Source organism: Achromobacter sp. 413638 (assembly GCF_043119405.1).
GTDB lineage: Bacteria > Pseudomonadota > Gammaproteobacteria > Burkholderiales > Burkholderiaceae_B > Achromobacter.
The window spans coordinates 1-22,921 of the sequence record NZ_JBICCO010000011.1; the positions used below are offsets into that span (position 1 = coordinate 1).

The window sequence follows — 22,921 nt, forward strand, 5'->3', positions numbered from 1 at the left end:
CCAGGCGTTCCAGCACGGCCACCGACGCATCCCAATCGATGCAGCCGTCGGTGATGCTCTGGCCGTAGACCAGCGGCGTGCCCGGCACCATGTCCTGACGGCCGCCCAGCAGATGGCTTTCGATCATCATGCCGACCAGGCGCGCGTCGCCCGCTTCCATCTGGCGCGCCACGTCTTCCGCGACCAGCGGCTGATTCTCGGGCTTCTTGCTGCTGTTGGCGTGGCTGGCGTCGATCATGATGCGCTGGGCCAGGCCGGACTTGGCCATGTCCTGGCAGGCGGCGTCGACGCTGGCCGCGTCGTAGTTGGGCGTCTTGCCGCCGCGCAGAATCACGTGGCAGTCCTCGTTGCCGGCCGTCGAGACGATGGCGGAATGGCCGCCCTTGGTCACCGACAGGAAATGATGCGGCTGCGAGGCGGCCTTGATCGCGTCCACGGCGATCTTCACATTGCCGTCCGTGCCGTTCTTGAACCCGACCGGACACGACAGTCCCGAAGCGAGTTCGCGGTGCACCTGGCTTTCGGTGGTGCGAGCGCCAATGGCGCCCCAGGACACCAGGTCGGCGATGTACTGCGGCGTGATCATGTCCAGGAATTCGCAGCCGGCCGGCAGGCCCAACGTGTTGATGTCCAGCAGCAGCTCGCGCGCCACGCGCACGCCCTTGTTGATGTCGAAGCTGCCGTCCAGCTCGGGATCGTTGATCAGCCCCTTCCAGCCCACCGTGGTGCGCGGCTTCTCGAAGTACACGCGCATGACGATTTCCAGGTCGGCGCTCAGGCGGTCGCGCACGGGCTTCAGGCGCTTGGCGTACTCGATGGCGGCGCGCGTATCGTGGATCGAGCAGGGGCCGATCACGACGATCATGCGGTCGTCCATGCCGTGCAGGATGCGGTGCATGGCCTGCCGGGCGGCGAACACGGTGTCGGACGCCTCCTTGGTGCAGGCGAATTCGCGCATGACGTGCGCCGGCGGATTCAGCTCCTTGATTTCTCGGATGCGAAGGTCATCGGTATTGTGTGACACGGTACTGCTCCTGGGTTGCCCGCCAGGGGATGGTTCCCTCTGGATGTCCCCCACGGGACGATTCCCGAGGGGGGGTTCCGGACCTGGCGGCGCAAAAAAAGCCGCCAGTTCGCTGGCGGCTTTTTCGGGGGATTCTTTCCAAACTTCAGATTGAGCGCGTCCCTTCCTCCGCCAGCGGCTTCAGAAAACCATAAAAATAAAAGTAAAAGGCGGGGGACGCGAATTTCATGGGAAACGACTCTAGCACAATTTTTTTTCACCGTCACGCGGGTTTATCGGGACGGAACCGCCCGCCATGACGACAATCAAGCGGCGCGGCAACGCGCGGCGGGACCAGGCGCGCGCCCTGCCCCGCCGGCCCGATCCGGCTCAGGCCGTGCCGCCCACCGTCAGGCCTTCCATGCGGACCGTGGGCATGCCCACGCCCACCGGCACGCTCTGGCCATCCTTGCCGCAGGTGCCGACGCCCGAGTCCAGCTTCATGTCGTTGCCGATCAGCGTGACGCGGTTCATGGCGTCCGGACCGTTGCCGATCAGGGTGGCGCCCTTGACCGGATAGGTGATCTTGCCGTTCTCGATCATGTAGGCCTCGGAGGCCGAGAACACGAACTTGCCGTTGGTGATATCGACCTGGCCGCCGCCGAAATTCACCGCGTACAGGCCGCGCTTGACCGAGGACACGATTTCCTCGGGCGGGGTCTCGCCCGCCAGCATGTAAGTATTGGTCATGCGCGGCATGGGCAGGTGCGCGAAGGACTCGCGGCGGCCGTTGCCGGTGGCGGCGGTCTTCATCAGGCGCGCGTTCAGCGTGTCCTGCATATAGCCGCGCAGGATGCCGTCCTCGATCAGCACATTGCGCTGGGTGGCGTTGCCCTCGTCGTCGATGTTGAGCGAGCCGCGACGGTCGGGGATGGTGCCGTCGTCGATCACGGTCACGCCCTTGGAGGCGACGCGCTCGCCAATGCGGCCCGAGAACACGCTGGAACCCTTGCGGTTGAAATCGCCTTCCAGGCCATGGCCCACGGCCTCATGCAGCAGGATGCCGGGCCAGCCGGATCCCAGCACCACGGTCATCTCGCCAGCCGGCGCCGGGCGCGCTTCCAGGTTGACCAGCGCCTCATGCACGGCGCGTTCCACGTAGCCTTGCAGCATCTCGTCGGTGAAATAGGCCAGGCCCAGGCGGCCGCCGCCGCCGGCATGGCCCATTTCGCGGCGTCCGTTGCGCTCGGCGATGACGGTCAGGGACAGGCGCACCAGCGGACGCACGTCGGCGGCCAGGCGGCCGTCGCTGCCCGCCACCAGCACCACGTCATACTCGGCGCCCAGGCCGGCCATGACCTGGATCACATGGGGATCGCGCGCCCGCGCCATGCGTTCGATGCGTTCCAGCAGCGCGACCTTTTCGGGAGCGCTGAGGGTCGCGACCGGATCGATATCGGCATACAGGCTGCGGCCGTGTTCGGCTTCGACCTGGGCCGCGACCTTGACCTTGCCGGCGCCACGGCGGGCAATGCCGCGCACCGCGTGCGCCGACGACAGCAGCGCATCGGCCGACAGCGAATCGGAATAGGCGAAGGCGGTTTTCTCGCCGCTCACGGCGCGCACGCCCACGCCCTGGCTGATGGAAAAACTGCCGGTCTTGACGATGCCCTCTTCCAGGCTCCAGCCTTCGCTGCGGGTGTATTGGAAATACAGGTCGGCGTAATCGACCTTGTGCGTGAAGATCTCGCCCAGCGCGCGCGCCATATCCGCCTCGGTCAGCCCCCAGGGGTCGAGCAGCAGCGATTTGGCGGTGGCCAGGGAAGCAATAGCGGGGTCGGTGATTTTCATGTGTCTCTGGGTTCTTCCGGGGCGCCGGCGCGCGTCTGCGCAATGGCGCTCAAGCCTCTATCGTAACGCCGAGTCGCGCCTCGCGTCGCGCATGCGCGATGCTTGCCACAAGGACGGCGATTCAATTGCGCAAATGGGCGGAAAAGCCCGCGACAGCGCCGGGCTGGCCCCGTATTTCCCTATCCAGTTAAGCAATTCCGCGCGGCAATTCCGCGCGCGCTTATTTATCCGCCGCGGAACCGGACGGCGACGGATATTTTGCCGGCGCGCACGCCATGCAATCTTCTTACATGTATAAATTTATTTACAAAGTCGTCTGACAAGCTTTCATGAAGTTGCCATATGCGAGAGACCGATCAACAGGCGTGCACCCTTTTCCTTTCGCTTTGCCCAAAGCGAAAATGCCTGGCTCAAATGCGGCGCGCGTCCTCGAATAGCACTCGGCCAAGACAGCCGTGCGCCGGACATACTTGACGCGGCAAAAGAAGAACGGATGACGCCCCCCGCCAAAACCCTATTCATATCAAGGGATTACAAAACCGGGACCGCGCAACATCTGTGCATCACATGAAACAAACAAGAGCCATTGCCACGACTCGGCCCGCCGATTGACACGCCGATTGAATCAAAGTACGCTGTCTTTCAATTCGTCCTAGATTTGAGAATGGTATTCCCAATACTTGTTCCAAGCCGAAACCCGCACGGCTGAAGGCATCCGGACGCTTTTGATACAAAGTAATCAGTCTGAAAACCGGGAAATGTGTACGTAATTTGGGTATTATGCGGGGCATAACAAATAACAAGTCTTCGCCGGCGAATAAAGCAGTTCCATAATCAGGAATAAATCATGGCCCGAGAAACCTACGCAGCACTGCAAGCAAAGATCGAGAAGGAAATCAACAAGCTCCAAAAGAAGGCTGAAGTCCTGCAAACGAAGCGCCGCAAGCCGGTGATTTCGTCGATCATCACGTCGATGCGCGAGTACGACATTACCCCCGAAGAAATCGCCGCCGCCTATGGCGCTGGCGCGAAGCCCGCTCGTGGAGCCGCCCGCCGCAAGACCGGCGCCGCGGCCCGCCCCGCCAACGCCGCCAAACGCGCCGTTGCGCCCAAGTACCGTCATCCCCAAACCGGGGAGACCTGGAGCGGTCGAGGCAAGGCCCCCCGTTGGCTCGCCGCGGAAGAAGCCGCCGGCGCGGCACGCGAGAGTTTTCTCATCAAAGAATAAGAAAACCTATTCTTTAGTATGAAATAAAAATCGGCGCACCAAGATGGTGCGCCGATTTTTTATTTTCAGTATTTACTGTCGATGCCCGCTTTATCGCACCGGGAATTGAATCTCGCGTTCAGCGCCGTTATTGCCAGGGAAATTGTCGAATATCGCGCGGACCAGATATGGCATGGTGCGCAGCAGATTGTCGCCCTCGCTCAGCACATAGGCGGTTGAACGATAGACCTCGGCGCCGCCCCGCTGGACGTCCCGGATCTGCAGGCTCAGGGAGTTGCGCTGCACGACCATGGGCACGTCCACCCAATCCGGGCCCCAATAACCGAAACCGCCGCCCCAAGGACGCGGACCGTAATAGCCGCCATGGCCGTAGCCATAACCGCCGTAGAAACCCGGATCATACGGACGGCGGACCATGACCTGGGTCTGCGACGTGCCATATGTGAATGACACATCGAAACGCGGTTTGGCGCCGGCTTGCGCCTCGACCAGGCCGGTGGCGCCGATACCGGCTCGGACCATGTCCTGGAACGACTGGTATTCGAGATTATTGGTTTGCGAGGCGTCGGCCGGCACGAACTGGTACGACTGCCCCTCGACGCCGGCGGGCCATTGCTGGAATGAGGTCACCCGCGCCGCCACGGTCGGGGCCGCGCAGCCGCTCAGGAGCATGGCCCCCGACACGGCGAAAAGGCCGGCCAGGCGGCCCATGTTGAAAATCGATGTCCCGGACATTTGCAGCTCCTCTACGCACTACGGCGCCATGATACTGACATTGGACTATGGCAGACGCCGAAAGTTTGCGGAGTCAGGCCTTGCCGAGGCAGCCCATGCCGGCCGCCGCCCCTTGGGGCATGCCCAGCCACTACAATAGGCGCTTGTTCACAAAGGACTGGGATCCCATGCGCACTGACACGCCCGTAACCGTATACCGCAAGGATTATCAGCCCTACCCCTACGATATTCCGGAAGTCTCGCTGGGCTTCGACCTGGCGCCCGAATCGACCGAAGTGCGTTGCGTGATGCAGGTGCGGCGCAAGCCCGGCGCCAGCGCCGACGCGGCCCTGGTGCTGGACGGAGAAGAGCTGGAACTCGTGTCGGTAGGCGTGGATGGCAGCCCGCTGCCCGCCGACCGCTATCATCTGGCCGAGCACAGCCTGGCGCTGTACGGCCTGCCCGAAACGGCCACGGTCGAGATCGTCAGCCGCTGCAAGCCGGCCGCCAACTCCACGCTGATGGGCCTGTACGTATCGGGCGGCAACTTCTTCACCCAGTGCGAGGCCGAGGGCTTTCGCCGCATCACCTGGTTCGCCGACCGCCCCGACGTGATGTCGCGCTACCGCGTGACGCTGCGGGCCACGGCCGATTACCCCGTGCTGCTGTCCAACGGCAACCTGCTGGCCTCGCGCCAGCTGGCCGACGGCCGCAACGAAGTCGAATGGGAAGACCCCTTCCCCAAGCCCTGCTACCTGTTCGCGCTGGTCGCGGGCAAGCTCACGCACCGCGAAACCACCGTGCGCACCGCCAGCGGCCGCGACGTGTTGCTGCAGGTCTACAGCGATCCCGGCTCGGAAGACAAGACCGAATGGGCCCTGGATTCGCTGGTGCGCGCGCTGCGCTGGGACGAGACCCGCTTCGGACTGGAGCTGGACCTGGACCGCTTCATGGTCGTGGCCGTGCACGACTTCAACATGGGGGCGATGGAGAACAAGGGCCTGAACATCTTCAACGCGGCCTATGTGCTGGCCGACTCCCAGACCGCCACCGACGCCAACTATGAAGGCATCGAATCGGTCATCGGCCACGAGTATTTCCATAACTGGACCGGCAACCGCGTCACCTGCCGCGACTGGTTCCAGCTCAGCCTGAAGGAAGGCCTGACCGTCTTCCGCGACCAGGAATTCAGCGCCGACATGATGGCGCAGGGCATGGACGAGGCCGCCGCCGCCAGCGCCCGCGCGGTCAAGCGCATCGACGACGTGGTGGCGCTGCGCGCCGCCCAGTTCCCCGAAGACGCCGGTCCCATGGCCCACCCGATCCGCCCGGAAAGCTACCAGGAGATCGGCAACTTCTACACCGCCACCGTGTACGAAAAGGGCGCCGAGGTCATCCGCATGCAGCACACGCTGTTGGGCGAGGCGGGCTTTCGCGCCGGCATGGATGAGTACTTCCGCCGCCATGACGGCCAGGCCGTGACCTGCGACGACTTCGTCGCCGCCATGGAATCGGTCTACGTGCGCCAGCATCCCGGCCGCGACCTGTCGGTGTTCCGCCGCTGGTACCGTCAGGCCGGCACGCCGCGCGTGACGGTCAGGCTGGAACACGACGCCGCCGCGCAACGCTGCACGGTCACGCTGAGCCAGGAATGCGCGCCCGTCGGCGTCGAAAAGAAGGCTGGCGCGGACTACGTCAAGGCGCCGTACCACATTCCCTTCGCTATCGGGCTGCTCGACGCCCAGGGCCGCGCCCTGCCGCTCAAGCACGACGGCAAGGTGTCGGATACCGCGCTGCTGGAGCTGACCACGCAAAGCCAGCAATGGACCTTCGACGGCATCGCCGAGCCGCCCGTGCCGTCGCTGCTGCGCGACTTTTCCGCGCCGGTGATCGTCGAGTACGACTGGACCGACGCCGAGCTGGCCCTGCTCTCGGCCCATGACGCCAACCCCTTCGCGCGCTGGGAAGCCGGCCAGGAACTGGCCACGCGCCAGATCCTGGCGCTGGCCGAGGCGCGCCAGGCCGGCCGCACGCTGCATGCCGACCCCGCCTTCATCGACGCCTGGCGCGCGCTGCTGACCGATCCCGCGATCGACGCCGCGTTCCGCGCCCGCGCGCTGGCCCTGCCCTCGGAAAAAACGCTGGCCGAACGCATGGCCGCCGTCGATCCCCCGGCGCTGTCGGTGGCCCGCGACTTCCTGCGCGCCGAACTGGGCCGCCAGCTGGCCGCCGAATTCCGCGCCGCCTTCGACGCCAACCAGACGCCGGGCGAATACAGTCCCGCGCCCGAACCCGCCGGCAAGCGCGCGCTGAAGAACCTGGCGCTGGCGCACCTGATGGCCGCCGGCGACCAGGACGCCCAGCGCCTGGCCGAACAGCAGTACGCGTCGGCCGACAACATGACCGACAGCATGGCCGCGCTATCCGCGCTGATCAACTACGGCCAGGGCGACTATCCGCAGCAGGCGCTGGCCGCCTTCTACGACAAGTGGCGGGACAACCCGCTGGTGATCGACAAGTGGTTCGCGCTGCAGGCCACGGCCCGCTCGACCACGGTGCAGAACGCGCGCGAGCTGATGGCGCATCCCGCCTTCACCTTGCGCAACCCGAACCGCGCCCGCGCGCTGGTGTTCCAGTTCTGCCTGAACAACGCCCGCGGCATGCACCACCCGGACGGCTCGGGCTACGCGTTCTGGGCCGATCAGGTGCTGGCGCTGGACGCGCTCAACCCGGAGATCGCCGCCCGCCTGGCGCGCGCGCTGGACAACTGGTCGCGCTACGTGCCGGCGCTGCGCGCGCCCATGAAGGAAGCATTGCAACGCGTGCGCGCGCAGGACGGCCTGTCGCGCAACGTGCAGGAAATCGTATCCAAAGCCTTGGAATTCGCAGCATAGGGAGACCCTCTTGAAACGCAAAACCCTTACCCAATACCTGGTGGAGCAGCAGCGCTCCGCCCAGGCCCTCGCGCCCGAGGTGCGCCTGCTCATCGAAGTGGTGGCGCGCGCCTGCAAGGCCATCAGCCACGCGGTCAGCAAGGGCGCGCTCGGCGGCGTGCTGGGCAGCCTGGACAGCGAGAACGTCCAGGGCGAAGTGCAGAAGAAACTGGACGTGCTGTCCAACGAGATCCTGCTTGAAGCCAATGAATGGGGCGGCCACCTCGCGGCCATGGCCTCGGAAGAGATGGAAACCATCCATCCGATCCCGAACCGCTACCCCAAGGGCGAATACCTGCTGCTGTTCGATCCGCTGGACGGCTCGTCGAACATCGACGTGAACGTGTCGATCGGCACCATCTTCTCGGTGCTGCGCGCCCCGCACCACGTGGCCGGCGCCCCGGTGACCGAAGCGGACTTCCTGCAGCCCGGCAAACAGCAGGTCGCGGCCGGCTACGCCGTCTACGGCCCGCAGACCATGCTGGTGCTGACCATCGGCAACGGCGTGGTCGGCTTCACGCTGGACCGCGAGATGGGTTCCTGGGTGCTGACGCACGAGGACATCTGCGTGCCCGAGGACACCAAGGAATTCGCGATCAACATGTCGAACATGCGCCACTGGGCCCCGCCGGTCAAGCGCTACATCGACGACTGTCTGGCCGGCAAGACCGGTCCGCTGGGCAAGGACTACAACATGCGCTGGATCGCCTCGATGGTGGCCGACGTGCATCGCATCCTGACCCGTGGCGGCATCTTCATGTATCCCTGGGACGCGCGCGAGCCCGGCAAGGCTGGCAAGCTGCGCCTGATGTACGAGGCCAACCCGATGAGCTTCCTGATCGAGCAGGCCGGCGGCGCGTCGATCAACGGCACGCAGCGCATCCTCGACATTCAGCCCGACCAGCTGCACCAGCGCGTGAGCGTGATCCTGGGCTCGAAGAACGAAGTCGAGCGCGTCGGCCGCTACCACGCCGAGGACGCGGCGCAGGGCTGAGCGCCTGACGACCGTCCGCGCGCGTCGCCTCGCCCATGCATCCCGTGCGGCGCGACGCGAAAATGACTAAGCCCCGGCCTGGCCGGGGCTTGGTCATTGGGGCTGCGTCATCGAGGCCGGCTCGGCAAGGCCTGGCCATCGAGGCGCGAATCGCGCCCTTGCCTACTTCACTTCTTCGATCGACTTCACGTCGTCCTTGTTGATCTGTACCTTGCGGCCGTCCTTCTCATACTCATAAGTGCCCGACTTCTTGTCGTATTCGGGCTTGTCGGACGTCACGGTCGAGCTGCCGTCTCGCTGATTGATCACCGAGGGCGTGGAGCAGCCGGCCAACACCGCGAATCCGGTCATCGCCAGAGCCAGGGCCATATTCTTGATTTTCATGAGCGTGTTCTCCGAGAATGGCAAGAGCATTCACTCTACCGTCCCGAACACGCTCAGCCGGTGACGGGATGTGGCGAAAATGCATACGAACGTAATATCCGTTCGACGCCCCGGGACCGCCGCATCGCCCGGCCTTTTCCCAGGGGAAACACCGAAAAAAACCCCTCGCGGGACGCGCCCGTGAGGGGTTTTCAAGGACTTACATGCCGCAAGCAGCCATTACAGGGCTGGCGGCATCCGGCATCACATCTTGGCGTGGGCCTCGAGGTAGCGCCGCACGGCGGCCGCGTCGCAGTCCATGACCTCGACGCGCTGCGGCAGCGATTCCAGATCCGCCAGATTGCCTGGCGGCACGGCCGGACGGCCCAGCGCTTCCTCGATGGTCTCGGAGAACTTGGCCGGCAAGGCGGTTTCCAGCACCAGCATGGGCACGCCCGGCTCGACGAACTCGCGCGCGACCTTGACGCCGTCGGCGGTGTGCGGATCGACCAGCACGCCGGACTCGTCGTACACCGAACGGATGGTGGCCAGGCGGTCGGCGTGAGTGCTGGCGCCCGACACGAAGCCGTAGCGCGATTCGAACTCGGGCTTGAGCGCCGACAGGTCGAAGGCGCCGTCGCGCGCCAGGCCGGCCCACAGCGCCTGCACGCGGGCCGGGTCGCGGCCCACCAGATCGAACACGAAGCGCTCGAAGTTGGATGCGCGCGAAATGTCCATGGACGGGCTGGACGTGGCGTAGGTCTGCTCGGCCGGACGCGGACGGTAGACGCCGGTGCGGAAGAACTCTTCCAGCACGTTGTTCTCGTTCGTGGCCAGCACCAGCCGGCGCACCGGCAACCCCATGCTGCGGGCGATGTGGCCCGACAGGATGTTGCCGAAGTTACCCGAGGGCACCGCGAACGAGACCTGGTCGCCAGCCTTGGACGTGGCGCGCAGCCAGCCGTGGAAGTAGTACACCACCTGGGCGGCGATGCGCGCCCAGTTGATGGAGTTCACGGCGCCCAGGCGGTAGCGCGTCTTGAAGTCCAGGTCGCCGGCCAGGGCCTTGACGATGTCCTGGGCCTGGTCGAACACGCCGCGCACGGCGATGTTGTGGATGTTCTCGTCCTGCAGCGAATACATCTGCGCGCGCTGGAAGGCGCTCATGCGGCCGTGCGGCGACAGCATGAACACCGACACGCCGCGCTTGCCGCGCAGCGCGTACTCGGCCGCCGAACCGGTGTCGCCGGAGGTCGCGCCCAGGATGTTCAGCGTGGCGCCGCGCTTGCCCAGCACGTATTCGAAGACCTGGCCCAGGAACTGCATGGCCATGTCCTTGAACGCCAGCGTCGGGCCCTCGGACAGGCCCAGCAGCGACAGGCCGCCGGCCAGCGGGCGCAGCGGCACGATGTCCTCGCTGCTGAACACCTGCGTGTTGTAGGCCGCGCGCGTCAGGCGGCGCAGGTCCTCGGCCGGGATATCGGTGGCGAACAGCGACAGCACCTCGAACGCCAGATCGGCATACGACAGGCCGCGCCAGGACTCCAGCGTCTGCGCCGACACCTGCGGCAGTTGCTCGGGCACGGCCAGCCCGCCGTCCGGCGCCAGGCCTTCGAGCAGGATGTCCGAGAATTCCAGCGCGGCCATGCCGCCACGTGTGGAGATATATTTCATATCAGTGCTCCATGGCGTTGCCGCGCCAACCGCAACGGTTGCCGCCCCATCGGGATGCCGCGGAGCCGGCTTTGCCGGTCCGCAGGCATGCCCCCTTGAGGGGGAAGCGCGTAGCGCTTCGGGGGTGGGCCTGTCTCTTCATGCCAGGTGCTCCACGCGCAGGCGGGTCACTTTCGAACGCACGAACGGCAGCGACTCGATGCGTTCGATGGCCTGGTTGACATTGCCTTCCAGCGCCTCGTGCGTCAGGAAGATGATGTCGGCGCCGCCGATGCTGGACGGCTGCTGGATCATCGAACCGATCGAGATCGAACGGTCGGCCAGCAGGCGCGCGATGTCGGCCAGCACGCCCGGCTGGTCGTCCACGCGCAGGCGCAGGTAGTACGAGGTGCTGACCTGCTCGATCGGCAGGATCGGCGTGTCGGACATGGCGTCGGGCTGGAAGGCCAGATGCGGCACGCGGTTGCCCGGGTCGGCCGTATGCAGGCGGGTCACGTCGACCAGGTCGGCCACCACGGCCGAGGCGGTGGGCTCTTCGCCCGCGCCCTGACCGTAGTACAGCGTCGGGCCCACGGCGTCGCCCTTGACCAGCACGGCGTTCATCGCGCCCTCGACATTGGCCAGCAGGCGCTCGGCCGGCACCAGCGCGGGGTGCACGCGCAGCTCGATGCCCTCGGCGCGGCGCTTGGTGATGCCCAGCAGCTTGATGCGGTAGCCCAGGCGCTCGGCCAGCTCGATGTCCTCGGCGGCCAGCTGCGAGATGCCTTCGATGTAGGCGCGATCGAACTGCACCGGCACGCCGAAGGCCAGCGAGGCCAGCAGGGTCAGCTTGTGCGCCGCGTCCACGCCCTCGACGTCGAAGGTCGGGTCGGCCTCGGCATAGCCCAGGCGCTGCGCCTCGGCCAGCACGTCGGCGAAGGGCAGGCCGCGCGTGCGCATCTCGGACAGGATGAAATTGGTGGTGCCGTTGATGATGCCGGCGACCCACTGGATGCGGTTGGCGGTCAGGCCTTCGCGGATGGCCTTGATGATGGGGATGCCGCCGGCCACGGCGGCCTCGAAGGCCACCATCACGCCGCGCTCGTGCGCGGCGGCGAAGATCTCGTTGCCATGCTTGGCCAGCAGCGCCTTGTTGGCGGTGACCACGTGCTTGCCGTTGGCGATGGCCTCGAGCACCAGCTCGCGGGCCAGCGTGTCGCCGCCGATCAGCTCGACCACGATGTCGATGGCCGGGTCGCGCACCAGCGCGTGCACATCGGTATCCACCGGCAGCGTGTCGCCCACGCGCGAGCGCGCCTTGGCCACGTCGCGCACGGCGGCGCGGGTCACTTCAATGCGGCGGCCGGCGCGGCGCGCGATTTCCTCGGCGTTGCGCGACAGCACCGTCCAGGTGCCGCCACCGACCACGCCCAGGCCCAGCAGGCCGACTCTCATGGGATTCATCGCGGCGCCCTCGGCGGGCGGGCGTTGAGGGGAATTCATTGTATTTCTCCAATATGCTGCGTCATGGCCACCGTCACCGGCGTCGCTGCGCTGGGCCGCGCGGAGCCGGCTTTGCCGGTCCGCCGCGGCGCCCCCTGGGGGGAAGCGCGCAGCGCTTCGGGGGGAGCCTCTATTTCAGCAGTCCGTCTTTACGGAACATGTCCTTGATGCCGCGCACCGCCTGGCGGGTGCGCTGCTCGTTTTCGATAAGAGCGAAGCGCACGTATTCGTCGCCGTACTCGCCGAAGCCGATCCCGGGGGAAACGGCCACCTTCGCATCCGACAGGACACGCTTGGAGAATTCCAAAGAACCCATCGCCCTGTAGGGTTCGGGGATCTGCGCCCAGATGTACATGGACGCCTTGGGAATCTCCACATTCCAACCTGCTTCATGCAGACCGCGCGCGAGCACGTCGCGACGGCTTTGGTATTGGGCCACGATCTCGCTGACGCAATCCTGCGGGCCGTCCAGCGCGGCGATGGACGCCACCTGGATCGGCGTGAACGTGCCGTAGTCGTGATAGCTCTTGATGCGCGCCAGCGCGCCGACCAGCTCGCGGTTGCCGACCATGTAGCCGATGCGCCAGCCCGCCATGTTGTAGCTCTTGCTCATCGTGAAGAACTCGACGGCGACATCGCGCGCGCCGGGCACCTGCATGATGGACGGCGCCACGTAGCCGTCGAAGGTGATGTCGGCGTAGGCCAGGTCATGCACGACCAGGATGTCGTGTTCCTTGGCCAGCGCCACCACGCGCTCGAAGAACGACAGGTCCACGCACTGCGCGGTGGGGTTGCTGGGAAAGCCCAGCACCATCATCTTGGGCTTGGGAATGGACTCGCGCACGGCGCGCTCCAGTTCCTCGAAGAAATCCACGCCCGGCGTCATGCGCACCGAACGGATGTTGGCGCCGGCGATGACCGCGCCGTAGATGTGGATGGGGTAGCTGGGATTGGGCACCAGCACGGTGTCGCCACGGTCCAGCGTGGCCAGCATCAGGTGGGCCAGGCCTTCCTTGGAGCCGATGGTGACGATGGCCTCGGAATCCGGATCCAGCTCGACCGCGTAGCGGCGCTGGTACCAGTCACAGATGGCCTTGCGCAGGCGCGGGATGCCCTTGGACACCGAGTAGCCGTGCGTGGTCGGGCGGGTGGACGCTTCCACCAGCTTGTCGACGATGTGCTTGGGGGTCGCGCCGTCCGGATTGCCCATGGACATGTCGATGATGTCTTCGCCGCGCCGCCGGGCCGCCATCTTGAGCTCGCCGGTAATGTTGAAAACGTACGGGGGCAGGCGCTCAATGCGGGAGAACTTCCTCATGATGGGAATCCTTAGGGGGCGAGGGGGCGAAAAAATCCAGGGCGCGGATGCGCTCGGGTGAAAACGGGACCGCAGGCCGCGCGCGGACACGATTGCAGCGCAGCAAAACCCTGTAATCTAGCGCAAGCGCGCCCAGGCGGCAAATGGCGAAAAAACGGGGCCTGCTCCCCCGTTTTTCCCAGGGAAACCGCCGGCCCCGGCCGACCCTTCCCGATCCGGTCCGGCGACCGTGGATACCCTGCAACATGCCGTCATTCCGATGCGCTATCATCGGGTACACCAAGCCGGAGTTTTTATTGAAGCTGCATACCGATCCTGCGACGGCCGCCCTGAATACCGTCACCGCTTACGGTGATGGCTACATCGAGGTCAACCAGGTACGTTTTTCCTCCTCGGTCGCTTTCGGACCCGAAGGCGAAGTCACCACCTGGCCCGTGCAGTCGCCGGCCGACATCACCTCAGCCCTGCTGCGCCAGGCCGCCGGAATGGTCGAGCCCGTGCGCGACCCGCTGGCCTTCCTGGACGAACCCGAAGCCGCCCCCGGCCGCCCGGCCAACGCGCCCGAGGTGCTGCTGGTGGGCACGGGCGCGCGCCAGCGCTTCCTGCGTCCCGAGGTCTTGCGTCCCCTGTTGGCCATCGGCGTGGGCGTGGAAGTGATGGACACCCACGCGGCCTCGCGCACCTACAACATCCTGATGGCGGAGGGCCGGCGCGTGGTCGTCGCCCTCATCCCCCCGAACGGAGATTCCCCCGAATGACGCCGAGCATAGGCAAACCCGCCCCGCTGTTCACGGCCGAGAGCACCATCGGCCCGATCAGCCTGGAGCAGTGCCAGGGCCGCGCCGTGGTCCTGTACTTCTACCCCAAGGACAACACCCCTGGCTGCACCACTGAAAGCCAGGATTTCCGCGACCTGCACGCCGAGTTCCTGTCGGCCAGCGCGGTCGTGGTCGGCATCTCGCGCGATTCGCTGAAGTCGCACGAGAATTTCAAGGCCAAGTACGAGCTTCCTTTCCCGTTGATCTCCGACGCCGACGAAACCGTCTGCAACCTGTACGGCGTCATCAAGCAGAAGAACATGTACGGCAAGCAGGTGCGCGGCATCGAGCGCAGCACCTTTCTGATCGACGCCTATGGCGTGCTGGTGCAGGAGTGGCGCGGGGTGAAGGTCCCGGGCCACGCCAAGGAAGTCCTGCAAGCCGCCAAAAGCATCGGTTAGCCGTGCGAGCAAGACCCGTCAGGCGCCATAGCCAGCCGGCCCACACTGGAGAGTGACTCATATGCCGCTTCCGAAGTTGCCTACCCGCCCCGCAGCTATCCTGACCTTCCCCTCGGGCGAGAACGCCCGGGCGCAGGGCCGCAGCACCAAGACCGCCGCTGCGCGGTCCAACACGCAAGCCGCCCTTGCCGAGGACGACGACGACCTGCTGGTCCAGCCCGAGCTGGACGGCATGGCCGCCCCGGCCGCCCGTGGCAAGTCCCAGATTCCCGCGCCCGCCCGCCAGGTGCCGCCGCCCGCCCCCGCGGCGCCGGCCGCCCGCGCCGAGCGCCCCGTCAAGGCCGCCCCGGCGCCGGCCAAGCGCGCCAAGGCGCGCGCGCAGAACGCGCCGCGCAAGCTGTTCGTGCTGGACACCAACGTGCTGCTGCACGATCCCAGCTCGCTGTTCCGCTTTGAAGAGCACGACATCTTCCTGCCGATGATGACGCTGGAAGAGCTGGACCACCAAAAGAAGGGCATGTCCGAAGTGGCGCGCAACGCGCGCCAGGTCAGCCGCTCGCTGGACGCGCTGGTGCAGGACGCCAAGCAGCTGGACGACGGCCTGGAGCTGTCGGCGCTGGGCAACAAGGACGCCACCGGCCGCCTGATGTTCCAGACCACGGCCATCCACAGCACCCTGCCCTCGGACCTGCCCATGGGCAAGGCCGACAACCAGATCCTGGGCGTGGTGCGGGCGCTGCAGGAGAAGTACCCGCAGCGCGAGGTCGTGCTGGTGTCGAAAGACATCAACATGCGCCTGAAGGCCCGCGCGCTGGGCATGGCGGCCGAGGACTACTACAACGACCACGTCCTGGAAGACTCGGACCTGATGTACTCGGGCGTGATGCAGCTGCCCGAGGACTTCTGGAACAAGCACGGCAAGAACGTCGAATCCTGGCAACAGGGCGGCACCACGTTCTACCGCATCCACGGCCCGCTGTGCGCGCAGTTCGTGGTCAACCAGTTCGTCTACTTCGAAGGCCAGATGCCGCTGTACGCGCAGGTGCGCGAGGTCAGCGGCAAGACGGCGGTGCTGGCCACGCTGCGCGACTACACCCACGGCAAGAACAATGTCTGGGGCATCACCGCGCGCAATCGCGAGCAGAACTTCGCCATGAACCTGCTGATGAACCCGGAATGCGACTTCGTGTCGCTGCTGGGCCAGGCGGGCACCGGCAAGACGCTGCTGGCGCTGGCGGCCGGCATCACCCAGGTGCTGGAGACCAAGCGCTACACCGAGATCATCATGACCCGCGTCACGGTGCCGGTGGGCGAGGACATCGGCTTCCTGCCGGGCACCGAAGAGGAAAAGATGCTGCCCTGGATGGGCGCCCTGGAAGACAACCTGGACGTGCTGAACATGGGCGAAGGCGAAGGCAACGGCGATTGGGGGCGGGCCGCCACCATGGACCTGATCCGCTCGCGCATCAAGGTCAAGTCGCTGAACTTCATGCGCGGCCGCACCTTCCTCAACAAGTACCTCATCATCGACGAGGCGCAGAACCTGACGCCCAAGCAGATGAAGACGCTCGTCACGCGCGCCGGTCCCGGCACCAAGGTGATCTGTCTGGGCAACATCGCCCAGATCGACACGCCCTACCTCACCGAGGGCAGCTCGGGCCTGACCTTCGTGGTCGACCGCTTCAAGGGCTGGCCGCACGCGGGCCACGTCACGCTGCAGCGCGGCGAGCGCTCGCGGCTGGCGGACTACGCGGGCGACGTGCTCTGACCTGGCGTTCCGTCTGGCAACAAAAAAGCCCCTTGATCCGCTCAAGGGGCTTTTTCTTTGAAGCCGCGTCCAGGAGAGCGGGCGCGGCGGCCGCCGGCTTACTTCTCGGCGGCGTTGGTGATGGCGTTGCCGGCCCGCGACACGTCCTTGCCCATGCCGGCCATGGTGTTGCACCCGGCGAGCACGAAACCGAACACCACGAAGGCGGTCAACACAATCTTCCCGCGCATGCTGGAACTCCTGATCAAGTGAAAGGGAAACGGCGCCCAGCTTAAACGATCTGCACGCGCAGTTCGCCCAGCCCCTCGATGCCGCCGGTGATGACATCGCCCTTGACGACGGCGCCCACGCCCTCGGGCGTGCCGGTGAAGATGATGTCGCCCGGCTGCAGCTCGAACAGGCCCGACAGGTAGGCGATGCTTTCCGGCACGTTCCAGATCATCTGCGAGATGTCGCTGGACTGCTTGCGCTGGCCGTTCACGTCCAGCCAGATGGCGCCCTTGTCCAGCGTGCCCACGGCGCTGCGCGGATGGATGGGGCCCAGCGGCGCGGACTGGTCGAAGGCCTTGCCCACTTCCCAGGGGCGGCCCTGCTTCTTCATTTCGCCCTGCAGGTCGCGGCGGGTCATGTCCAGGCCCAGCGCATAGCCCCAGACGCAGTCGTTGGCCTGCTCGACCGGAATATCGCGGCCGCCCTTGCCCAGCACCACGACCAGCTCCATCTCGTAGTGCAGGTTGGACGTCTTGGGCGGGTAAGGCATCTTGCCGGTTTCGCCGTCGGCCACGTTCAGCACGGCGTCAGCGGGCTTGCAGAAGAAGAACGGGTCTTCGCGGCCGGTGAAGCCCATTTCCTTGGCGTGCTCGGCGTAGTTGCGGCCGACGCAATAGACACGGCGCACCGGAAAGCGCGCGCTGCTGCCGACGACGGGAACCGAGGTCTGCGGGGAAGGAGGCAATACGTAGTCCATGCTGACTCAACCTATGACGAGCGCGCGGCCGGGTATCGGCGCGCGGATGACGGAACCTGAGGAAATGGCCGCCGCTCCGCTCTGGGGTTACAGCGGGGCGGCGCGCGAAACATCCGGAAGTTTATCCCTTTCCGGCCAGGGCGGAAGCGCTCATGCGGGCGTTTTGAACCCAGGGATATCCCCATCGAACACCACCAGCCGCGCGATGAAACCGGCCATGTAGGCCTTCATTTCCTGGTGCGCGGACGAGACCTGGTAGCGGTCGTGCGCCGCGCTGTCGGCAAACGCGGCGACCACCGCGTGCGTCAGCCCGTCGGCGCGCGAGGCCTCGTTGGCGCGGAAGGCATAGGCCGCGACGCCGTCGCATTCGGCCAGGATGCGGCGGCAATAGCCCTGCACCCGTTCGTGGAAGCCCGTGTCCGCGTCGGCGGACAGGCTCAGCATGACGACATGAAGAAACATCAGGACTCCTTTCTGGATCGGGTTGCGGCCAGCCACAGACGCGAGATCAGGCCCATGATGCCGTCGCGCAGCAGCAGCACGCACAGCACGAAGATGGCGCCCTGCACGATCAGCACCCAGGACCCCAGCGGCGCCAGGTAGTTCTGCAGGGACACGAAGGTGAAGGCGCCGGCCAGCGGGCCGAAGACGGTGCCGATGCCGCCCAGCAGCGCCATCAGCACCACTTCGCCGTTGGCGTGCCAGTGCACGTCGGTCAGCGAGGCCACGCCGAACACCAGCACCTTCAGGCCGCCGGCCAGCCCGGCCAGCGAGGCGGACAAGGTGAAGGCCAGCAGCTTGTAGCGCGACGTGGAATAGCCCAGCGAGCGCGCGCGCTGTTCGTTGTCGCGCACCGAGCGTATGACCTCGCCGAAGGGCGAGTTCAGCACCCGCAGCACGAAGGCGTAGCCCAGCGCGAACACGGCCAGCGTGAAGTAGTACATGGGCATGACGCCGTCCAGGTCCCAGATCCCGAACAGCTTGCCGCGCGGCACGCTTTGCAGGCCGTCCTCGCCGCCGGTGAAGCCGGCCTGCACGGCGATGAAGTACACCAGCTGCGACAGGGCCAGCGTGATCATGGCGAAGTAGATGCCCTGGCGGCGGATGGCGATGGCGCCGAAGGCCAGCCCCAGCAGCCCGCCAGTCAACGCCCCGGCCAGCAGTCCCAGCTCGGGCGTGGCGCCCAGCAGCTTCATGACGATGCCGGTGGCGTAGGCCGCCGCGCCGAAGAAGGCCGCGTGGCCGAAGGACAGCAGCCCCACATAGCCCACCAGCAGATTGAACGCCGCCGCGAACAGCGCGAAGCACAGCACCTTCATCAGGAACGTGGGGTACACGAACCAGGGCGCGGCCAGCGCCAGCACCGCCAGCGCCGCCATGGCCACGCGCATGGCGCGCCGGCCCAGCTGCACCGGTTCGCGCGTGGCCTCGGCGGCCAGCACGTTCTGCACCTGCAAGGGCTTGCCGAACAGGCCCGCCGGCTTGCACAGCAGCACCAGCACCATGATGATGAAGATCGCCAGGTTGGCGGCCTCGGGGTAGAACACCTTGGTCAGCCCCTCGATCACGCCCAGGCCGAAGCCGCTGACGATGGCGCCCATGATGGAGCCCATGCCGCCGATCACCACCACCGCGAACACGACCACCACCAGGTTCGAACCCATCATGGGACTGACCTGGTAGATGGGCGCCGCGATCACGCCGGCCACCGAGGCCAGCGCCACGCCCAGCGCATAGGTCAGCGTGATGAGCAAAGGCACGTTGATGCCGAACGAGCGCACCACCACCGGATTCTCGGTGGCCGCGCGCAGCATGGCGCCGATGCGGGTCTTTTCCATCAGCGCCCAGACCAGCAGGCACAGCGCCAGCGACACCAGCACGGCCCAGCCGCGATACCAGGGCAGGAACATGAAGCCCAGGTTGACGCCGCCGGACAGCGCCTTGGGGATGGTGTACGGCAGACCCGACACGCCATAGGCCTGCCGCAGTCCGCCTTCGATCAGCAGCGCGATGCCGAAGGTCAGCAGCAGCCCGTACAGATGATCCATGCGGTAGGTGCGCGAGATCAGCAGACGTTCCGTCACGACGGCGAAGACGGCCATGATGAGCGGCACCAGCACCAGCGCCGCCCAGTAGTTCACGCCCACGTAGTTCAGCAGCATCCAGGCCAGGAAGGCGCCCGCGGTGTACTGCGCGCCGTGGGCGAAGTTGATGATGTTCAGCAAGCCGAAGATCACCGCCAGGCCGATCGACAGCAAGGCGTAGAAGGAACCATTGATGAGGCCGAGCAGCAGCTGGCCGAAGAGTGCCGTGGACGGCACGCCGAATATTTCGAACACGGAAATCTCCCCTCAGACACCCAGGCGGCGCGTGATCCGCTCCGGATCATTGCGCGCCTCGTCGGCCGACATCTGGTCAACCACGCGGCCATGCTCCATCACGTAATGGCGGTCGGCCACCTTGGTCGCGAAGCGGAAGTTCTGCTCGACCAGCACGATGGTGAAGCCGCGCTGCTTGAGCGTGCGGATGGCCTGCCCGATCTGCTGCACGATGACCGGGGCCAGGCCCTCGGTCGGCTCGTCCAGCAGGATCAGCTGGGCGCCGGTGCGCAGGATGCGGGCGATGGCCAGCATCTGCTGCTCGCCGCCGGACAGGTTGCCGCCCGAGCTGGCGCTGCGTTCGCGCAGGTTCGGGAACAGCGCGTAGATCTCGTCCAGCGTCATGCCGCCGTCGGCCAGCCTCGGCGGCAGCATCAGGTTCTCGGTCACGTTCAGGCTGCGGAACACGGCCCGCTCTTCCGGGCAATACACCACGCCCAGGCGCGGGATGCGGTGCGGCGCCATGGCGATGGTTTCCTGATCGTTCAGGCGGATCGAGCCGCTGCGCTTGTCCAGGATGCCCATGATGGCGCGCAGCGTGGTGGTCTTGCCGGCGCCGTTGCGGCCCAGGATGGTGACCAGCTCGCCGCGCCTGACCTCGATGTCCACGCCGTGCAGCACATGCGATTCGCCGTACCAGGCGTTGAGCTTGTTGATGGACAGCATCAGTGCGCCTCCTCTTGCGCGCCCATGTAGGCGGTGATGACGCGCTCGTCGCGCGACACGGCGGCGTAGTCGCCCTGGGCCAGCACGGCGCCGCGCGCCAGCACGGTGATGGTGTCGGACAGGTCCGCGACCACGGACAGGTTGTGTTCCACCATGAGGATGCTGCGCTTGGCCGACACGCGCCGGATCAGCGCCGCGATGCGCGCCACGTCCTCCTGCCCCAGTCCGGCCATGGGCTCGTCCAGCAGCATGATCTCCGGGTCCAGCGCCAGCGTCATGGCGATCTCCAGCGCGCGCTTGCGGCCATAGGGCAGCAGCGCGGCGATGGTGTCGGCCTGGTCATCCAACCCGACGGCGGCCAGCAGTTCCAGCGCGCGCGCGTTGAAGCGGTCCACGCTGCGGCGGCTGCGCCAGAAGCGCATGCCATCGCCATGCTGGCGCATCAGCGCCACGCGCATGTTCTGCAGCACGGTCAGGCCCAGGAACACGGCCGAGATCTGGAACGAGCGCACGATGCCCAGCCGGGCGATCTGCTCGGGCGCCAGCGACGTGATGTCGCGGCCCCGGTAGCGGATCTCGCCCTCGTCCGGCGACAGGAACTTGGTCAGCAGGTTGAAACAGGTGGTCTTGCCGGCGCCGTTGGGGCCGATCAAGGCATGGATGGAGCCTTCCCGCAGGGCCAGCGACACGCCGTCGACGGCGCGAAAGCCGCCGAAGCGCTTGACCAGCCCCCGGGCGGACAGCACGTTTTGTTCGCTCATGGCGGCCTCCCCTACATGCGCGCCAGCAGGCCGCCGTCGATCGCCAGCACCTGGCCGTTGACGAAGGCCGCGCCCGGCGCGGCCAGGTACACCACCGCCGGCGCGATATCGTCCGGCTCGGCCCAGCGTCCGGCCGGCACCGCCGTGGACAGGAAGGCCTGGAACTGCGGATTGTCCTGCAGCCCCTGCGTGAAATCGGTGCGCACGAAACCCGGCGCCAGCGCGTTGCAGGTGACGCCGCTGCCGCCGTACTCCACGGCCAGCGCCCGCGCGAAGGCGGCGATGGCGCCCTTGGCCGTGGCGTAGGCGGCGATGTTGGGCATGGTGGCCTGACCGGCCACGGACGACATCAGCACGATGCGGCCGAAGCCGCGCCGGACCATGCCCGGCAGCGCCGCGCGGGCGCAGTTGAAGGCGCCGTTGACGTGCACGTTCTGCAGCGCCTGCCATTCGGCCGGCGTCATCTCGACCACGGGCTTGCGGTTCTGGTTGCCAGCGTTGCTGACCAGCACGTCGGGCGCCCATCCGGCCGCCTCCAGCTCGCGCAGCGCGGCCGCGACGGCCTCGCCGTCGGCCACGTCGAACGGCGCGCCGCGCGCCGGGATGCCCGCCGCGTTCAAGCGTTCGCAGGCCGCGTCGCAGGCCTGCGCGGACAGGTCGTTGACGACCACTTTCGCCCCGGCCCGGCCCAGCGCCTGGGCAATGGCGTACCCCAGTCCCCGCGCCGCGCCCGTCACCAGCGCCACGCGTCCCCCCAGCCCGAAAGCCTGGTCCAGATAATCATTCTTCAAGCCATGTCTCCTTGTATGGAGCCCACCCCCGAAGCGCTACGCGCTTCCCGCAGGGGACGCGGCAGCGGACCGGCAAGGCCGGCTCCGCGCTGCCCCGATGGGGCGGCGCCCCATACCTGTGACGCCGCTGCCCCGAGGATGAGCATTGTTCGCCGGATCTTTATTCCTGCCGTGTCCGGTCATGCCTGCCGTCTGTTCTTCGACAAATCGGCGTTGACATAAATCTCAATATACGCGACTATTTTTAAACACTCAATAACAAGATTTTTGGTTTATCTTCCATAACGAGTTCTGGCTAGGAGACAACATGGCCCTCGAAACCCCAGGCTGCCCGGCAGCCAACGCACTGCCGCCACTGGCCTCGCGCTTCCTGAATGTCGATGAATTGCCCTGGAAGCCCACGCAGGTCGAAGGCATCGACATGAAGGTGCTGATGCAGGACAAGGAAAGCGGCCTCTTGACCGCCCTGTTCCGCTGGCAGCCCGGCACCGAGCTGCCGCTGCACGAGCACGTCGAGGTCGAGCAGACCTATGTGCTGGAAGGCTCCATCGTGGACGCCGAGGGCGAGGTCAGCGCCGGCAACTACGTGTGGCGTCCGCGCGGCAATCGTCACGTGGCGCGCGCGCCGCGGGGCGCGCTGGTGCTGAGCTTCTTCCTGAAACCCAATCTGTTCATCGAGGGCTACGCCGGCCAGACGCTGGAGTAACCCTTGTTGTTCCGACCGTCCGGCACAGGGCGGCGGATCCGGCCATGGCCGGCCGGCGCGCGGGCTTGCCGCCATCGTTTTTTCACGACTGGCAAGACGCGCGAC

The 22,921-nt window shown here is 66.4% G+C and carries 21 protein-coding genes; 7 read left to right on the plus strand and 14 right to left on the minus strand.

From position 1 onward, the window contains the following. Positions 1-1,024 (minus strand): 3-deoxy-7-phosphoheptulonate synthase AroG (gene aroG, locus ACEU5R_RS06695; RefSeq protein ID WP_392409582.1); only part of this gene is annotated, 1,024 nt, incomplete at its 3' end. A gap of 369 nt (positions 1,025-1,393) precedes the next feature. Then, positions 1,394-2,854 (minus strand): metalloprotease TldD, encoded by a 1,461-nt coding sequence (tldD, locus tag ACEU5R_RS06700; RefSeq protein ID WP_103273495.1) that lies wholly within the window; start codon positions 2,852-2,854, stop codon positions 1,394-1,396. Positions 2,855-3,701: 847 nt separating this feature from the next. Between tldD and ACEU5R_RS06705 the strand changes: the two genes are divergently transcribed. Then, positions 3,702-4,082 (plus strand): H-NS histone family protein, encoded by a 381-nt coding sequence (locus tag ACEU5R_RS06705; protein ID WP_392409583.1) that lies wholly within the window; start codon positions 3,702-3,704, stop codon positions 4,080-4,082. A gap of 90 nt (positions 4,083-4,172) precedes the next feature. Here the strand turns inward: ACEU5R_RS06705 and ACEU5R_RS06710 are convergent, their stop codons facing one another. Next, complete coding sequence (locus tag ACEU5R_RS06710) at positions 4,173-4,817, minus strand: DUF4136 domain-containing protein (protein ID WP_392409584.1); 645 nt, start codon at positions 4,815-4,817, stop codon at positions 4,173-4,175. A 167-nt stretch (positions 4,818-4,984) separates the two neighbouring features. On the opposite strand from ACEU5R_RS06710, the gene pepN reads away from it, so the two are divergent. Together pepN and ACEU5R_RS06720 are read left to right on the plus strand one after the other, a co-directional pair. Continuing rightward, positions 4,985-7,690 (plus strand): aminopeptidase N, encoded by a 2,706-nt coding sequence (gene pepN / locus ACEU5R_RS06715; RefSeq protein WP_392409585.1) that lies wholly within the window; start codon positions 4,985-4,987, stop codon positions 7,688-7,690. A gap of 10 nt (positions 7,691-7,700) precedes the next feature. Further along, on the plus strand, positions 7,701-8,723 hold the full coding sequence (locus tag ACEU5R_RS06720; RefSeq protein ID WP_103273491.1) for a class 1 fructose-bisphosphatase: 1,023 nt from the start codon (positions 7,701-7,703) through the stop codon (positions 8,721-8,723). Positions 8,724-8,885: 162 nt separating this feature from the next. Here the strand turns inward: ACEU5R_RS06720 and ACEU5R_RS06725 are convergent, their stop codons facing one another. The 4 genes from ACEU5R_RS06725 to alaC form a co-directional block, all read right to left on the minus strand. Then, the gene (locus ACEU5R_RS06725; protein WP_103273490.1) at positions 8,886-9,107 is read right to left on the minus strand and encodes a YgdI/YgdR family lipoprotein; all 222 of its coding nucleotides are present in this window, start codon (positions 9,105-9,107) and stop codon (positions 8,886-8,888) included. Between the two features lie 243 nt (positions 9,108-9,350). After that, positions 9,351-10,760: a threonine synthase gene (gene thrC, locus ACEU5R_RS06730; protein WP_103273489.1), complete on the minus strand. Its 1,410-nt coding sequence runs from the start codon at positions 10,758-10,760 to the stop codon at positions 9,351-9,353. A 138-nt stretch (positions 10,761-10,898) separates the two neighbouring features. Then, positions 10,899-12,203, minus strand: coding sequence for a homoserine dehydrogenase (locus ACEU5R_RS06735; RefSeq protein ID WP_392409649.1), 1,305 nt, complete (start codon positions 12,201-12,203; stop codon positions 10,899-10,901). Positions 12,204-12,372: 169 nt separating this feature from the next. Continuing rightward, positions 12,373-13,560, minus strand: a complete 1,188-nt coding sequence (gene alaC / locus ACEU5R_RS06740; RefSeq protein WP_103273487.1) for an alanine transaminase — start codon at positions 13,558-13,560, stop codon at positions 12,373-12,375. Between the two features lie 296 nt (positions 13,561-13,856). Here alaC and ACEU5R_RS06745 point away from each other — a divergent pair, with 296 nt between their 5' ends. The 3 genes from ACEU5R_RS06745 (at position 13,857) to ACEU5R_RS06755 (ending at position 16,547) form a co-directional block, all read left to right on the plus strand. Further along, a complete protein-coding gene (locus ACEU5R_RS06745; RefSeq protein WP_392409586.1) occupies positions 13,857-14,318 on the plus strand; it encodes an Mth938-like domain-containing protein in 462 nt (153 codons plus the stop codon). Beyond that, a complete protein-coding gene (locus ACEU5R_RS06750; protein WP_103273485.1) occupies positions 14,315-14,779 on the plus strand; it encodes a peroxiredoxin in 465 nt (154 codons plus the stop codon). Before ACEU5R_RS06745 ends, ACEU5R_RS06750 begins: the two co-directional genes overlap by 4 nt. 61 nt (positions 14,780-14,840) lie before the next feature. After that, positions 14,841-16,547: a PhoH family protein gene (locus ACEU5R_RS06755; RefSeq protein WP_392409588.1), complete on the plus strand. Its 1,707-nt coding sequence runs from the start codon at positions 14,841-14,843 to the stop codon at positions 16,545-16,547. Between the two features lie 98 nt (positions 16,548-16,645). Here ACEU5R_RS06755 and ACEU5R_RS06760 read toward each other — a convergent pair whose 3' ends face one another. The 7 genes from ACEU5R_RS06760 to ACEU5R_RS06790 all read right to left on the minus strand — a co-directional run bounded on the left by ACEU5R_RS06760 (position 16,646) and on the right by ACEU5R_RS06790 (position 22,110). Further along, a complete protein-coding gene (locus ACEU5R_RS06760; protein WP_103273483.1) occupies positions 16,646-16,777 on the minus strand; it encodes an entericidin A/B family lipoprotein in 132 nt (43 codons plus the stop codon). A gap of 41 nt (positions 16,778-16,818) precedes the next feature. Then, positions 16,819-17,514: a fumarylacetoacetate hydrolase family protein gene (locus tag ACEU5R_RS06765; protein ID WP_103273482.1), complete on the minus strand. Its 696-nt coding sequence runs from the start codon at positions 17,512-17,514 to the stop codon at positions 16,819-16,821. A 150-nt stretch (positions 17,515-17,664) separates the two neighbouring features. Further along, positions 17,665-17,976, minus strand: coding sequence for a Dabb family protein (locus ACEU5R_RS06770; protein WP_392409590.1), 312 nt, complete (start codon positions 17,974-17,976; stop codon positions 17,665-17,667). Beyond that, positions 17,976-19,853 carry an ABC transporter permease gene (locus ACEU5R_RS06775; protein ID WP_103273480.1) on the minus strand — a complete coding sequence of 626 codons (1,878 nt, stop codon included), beginning with the start codon at positions 19,851-19,853 and terminating at the stop codon, positions 17,976-17,978. Before ACEU5R_RS06775 ends, ACEU5R_RS06770 begins: the two co-directional genes overlap by 1 nt. Before the next feature lie 12 nt (positions 19,854-19,865). Next, positions 19,866-20,558 carry an ABC transporter ATP-binding protein gene (locus ACEU5R_RS06780; protein WP_103273479.1) on the minus strand — a complete coding sequence of 231 codons (693 nt, stop codon included), beginning with the start codon at positions 20,556-20,558 and terminating at the stop codon, positions 19,866-19,868. Continuing rightward, on the minus strand, positions 20,558-21,319 hold the full coding sequence (locus ACEU5R_RS06785; protein WP_103273478.1) for an ABC transporter ATP-binding protein: 762 nt from the start codon (positions 21,317-21,319) through the stop codon (positions 20,558-20,560). The genes ACEU5R_RS06780 and ACEU5R_RS06785 overlap by 1 nt, the downstream gene beginning before the upstream one ends. 11 nt (positions 21,320-21,330) lie before the next feature. Continuing rightward, positions 21,331-22,110: an SDR family NAD(P)-dependent oxidoreductase gene (locus ACEU5R_RS06790; protein ID WP_392409591.1), complete on the minus strand. Its 780-nt coding sequence runs from the start codon at positions 22,108-22,110 to the stop codon at positions 21,331-21,333. A gap of 307 nt (positions 22,111-22,417) precedes the next feature. Here ACEU5R_RS06790 and ACEU5R_RS06795 point away from each other — a divergent pair, with 307 nt between their 5' ends. Then, positions 22,418-22,816: a cupin domain-containing protein gene (locus tag ACEU5R_RS06795; protein WP_103273476.1), complete on the plus strand. Its 399-nt coding sequence runs from the start codon at positions 22,418-22,420 to the stop codon at positions 22,814-22,816. Positions 22,817-22,921 lie beyond the last annotated feature (105 nt).

What these genes read in the sequence shown, in the direction of transcription:
- ACEU5R_RS06710 (WP_392409584.1), bottom strand. Translation starts at nt 4,817, where the DNA reads ATGTCCGGGACATCGATTTTCAACATGGGCCGCCTGGCCGGCCTTTTC.
- pepN (WP_392409585.1), top strand. Translation starts at nt 4,985, where the DNA reads ATGCGCACTGACACGCCCGTAACCGTATACCGCAAGGATTATCAGCCC.
- ACEU5R_RS06795 (WP_103273476.1), top strand. Translation starts at nt 22,418, where the DNA reads ATGGCCCTCGAAACCCCAGGCTGCCCGGCAGCCAACGCACTGCCGCCA.
- alaC (WP_103273487.1), bottom strand. Translation starts at nt 13,560, where the DNA reads ATGAGGAAGTTCTCCCGCATTGAGCGCCTGCCCCCGTACGTTTTCAAC.
- ACEU5R_RS06725 (WP_103273490.1), bottom strand. Translation starts at nt 9,107, where the DNA reads ATGAAAATCAAGAATATGGCCCTGGCTCTGGCGATGACCGGATTCGCG.
- ACEU5R_RS06750 (WP_103273485.1), top strand. Translation starts at nt 14,315, where the DNA reads ATGACGCCGAGCATAGGCAAACCCGCCCCGCTGTTCACGGCCGAGAGC.
- ACEU5R_RS06780 (WP_103273479.1), bottom strand. Translation starts at nt 20,558, where the DNA reads ATGCTGTCCATCAACAAGCTCAACGCCTGGTACGGCGAATCGCATGTG.
- ACEU5R_RS06735 (WP_392409649.1), bottom strand. Translation starts at nt 12,203, where the DNA reads ATGAATCCCATGAGAGTCGGCCTGCTGGGCCTGGGCGTGGTCGGTGGC.
- thrC (WP_103273489.1), bottom strand. Translation starts at nt 10,760, where the DNA reads ATGAAATATATCTCCACACGTGGCGGCATGGCCGCGCTGGAATTCTCG.
- ACEU5R_RS06755 (WP_392409588.1), top strand. Translation starts at nt 14,841, where the DNA reads ATGCCGCTTCCGAAGTTGCCTACCCGCCCCGCAGCTATCCTGACCTTC.
- ACEU5R_RS06785 (WP_103273478.1), bottom strand. Translation starts at nt 21,319, where the DNA reads ATGAGCGAACAAAACGTGCTGTCCGCCCGGGGGCTGGTCAAGCGCTTC.
- ACEU5R_RS06770 (WP_392409590.1), bottom strand. Translation starts at nt 17,976, where the DNA reads ATGTTTCTTCATGTCGTCATGCTGAGCCTGTCCGCCGACGCGGACACG.
- tldD (WP_103273495.1), bottom strand. Translation starts at nt 2,854, where the DNA reads ATGAAAATCACCGACCCCGCTATTGCTTCCCTGGCCACCGCCAAATCG.
- ACEU5R_RS06760 (WP_103273483.1), bottom strand. Translation starts at nt 16,777, where the DNA reads ATGCGCGGGAAGATTGTGTTGACCGCCTTCGTGGTGTTCGGTTTCGTG.
- ACEU5R_RS06705 (WP_392409583.1), top strand. Translation starts at nt 3,702, where the DNA reads ATGGCCCGAGAAACCTACGCAGCACTGCAAGCAAAGATCGAGAAGGAA.
- ACEU5R_RS06765 (WP_103273482.1), bottom strand. Translation starts at nt 17,514, where the DNA reads ATGGACTACGTATTGCCTCCTTCCCCGCAGACCTCGGTTCCCGTCGTC.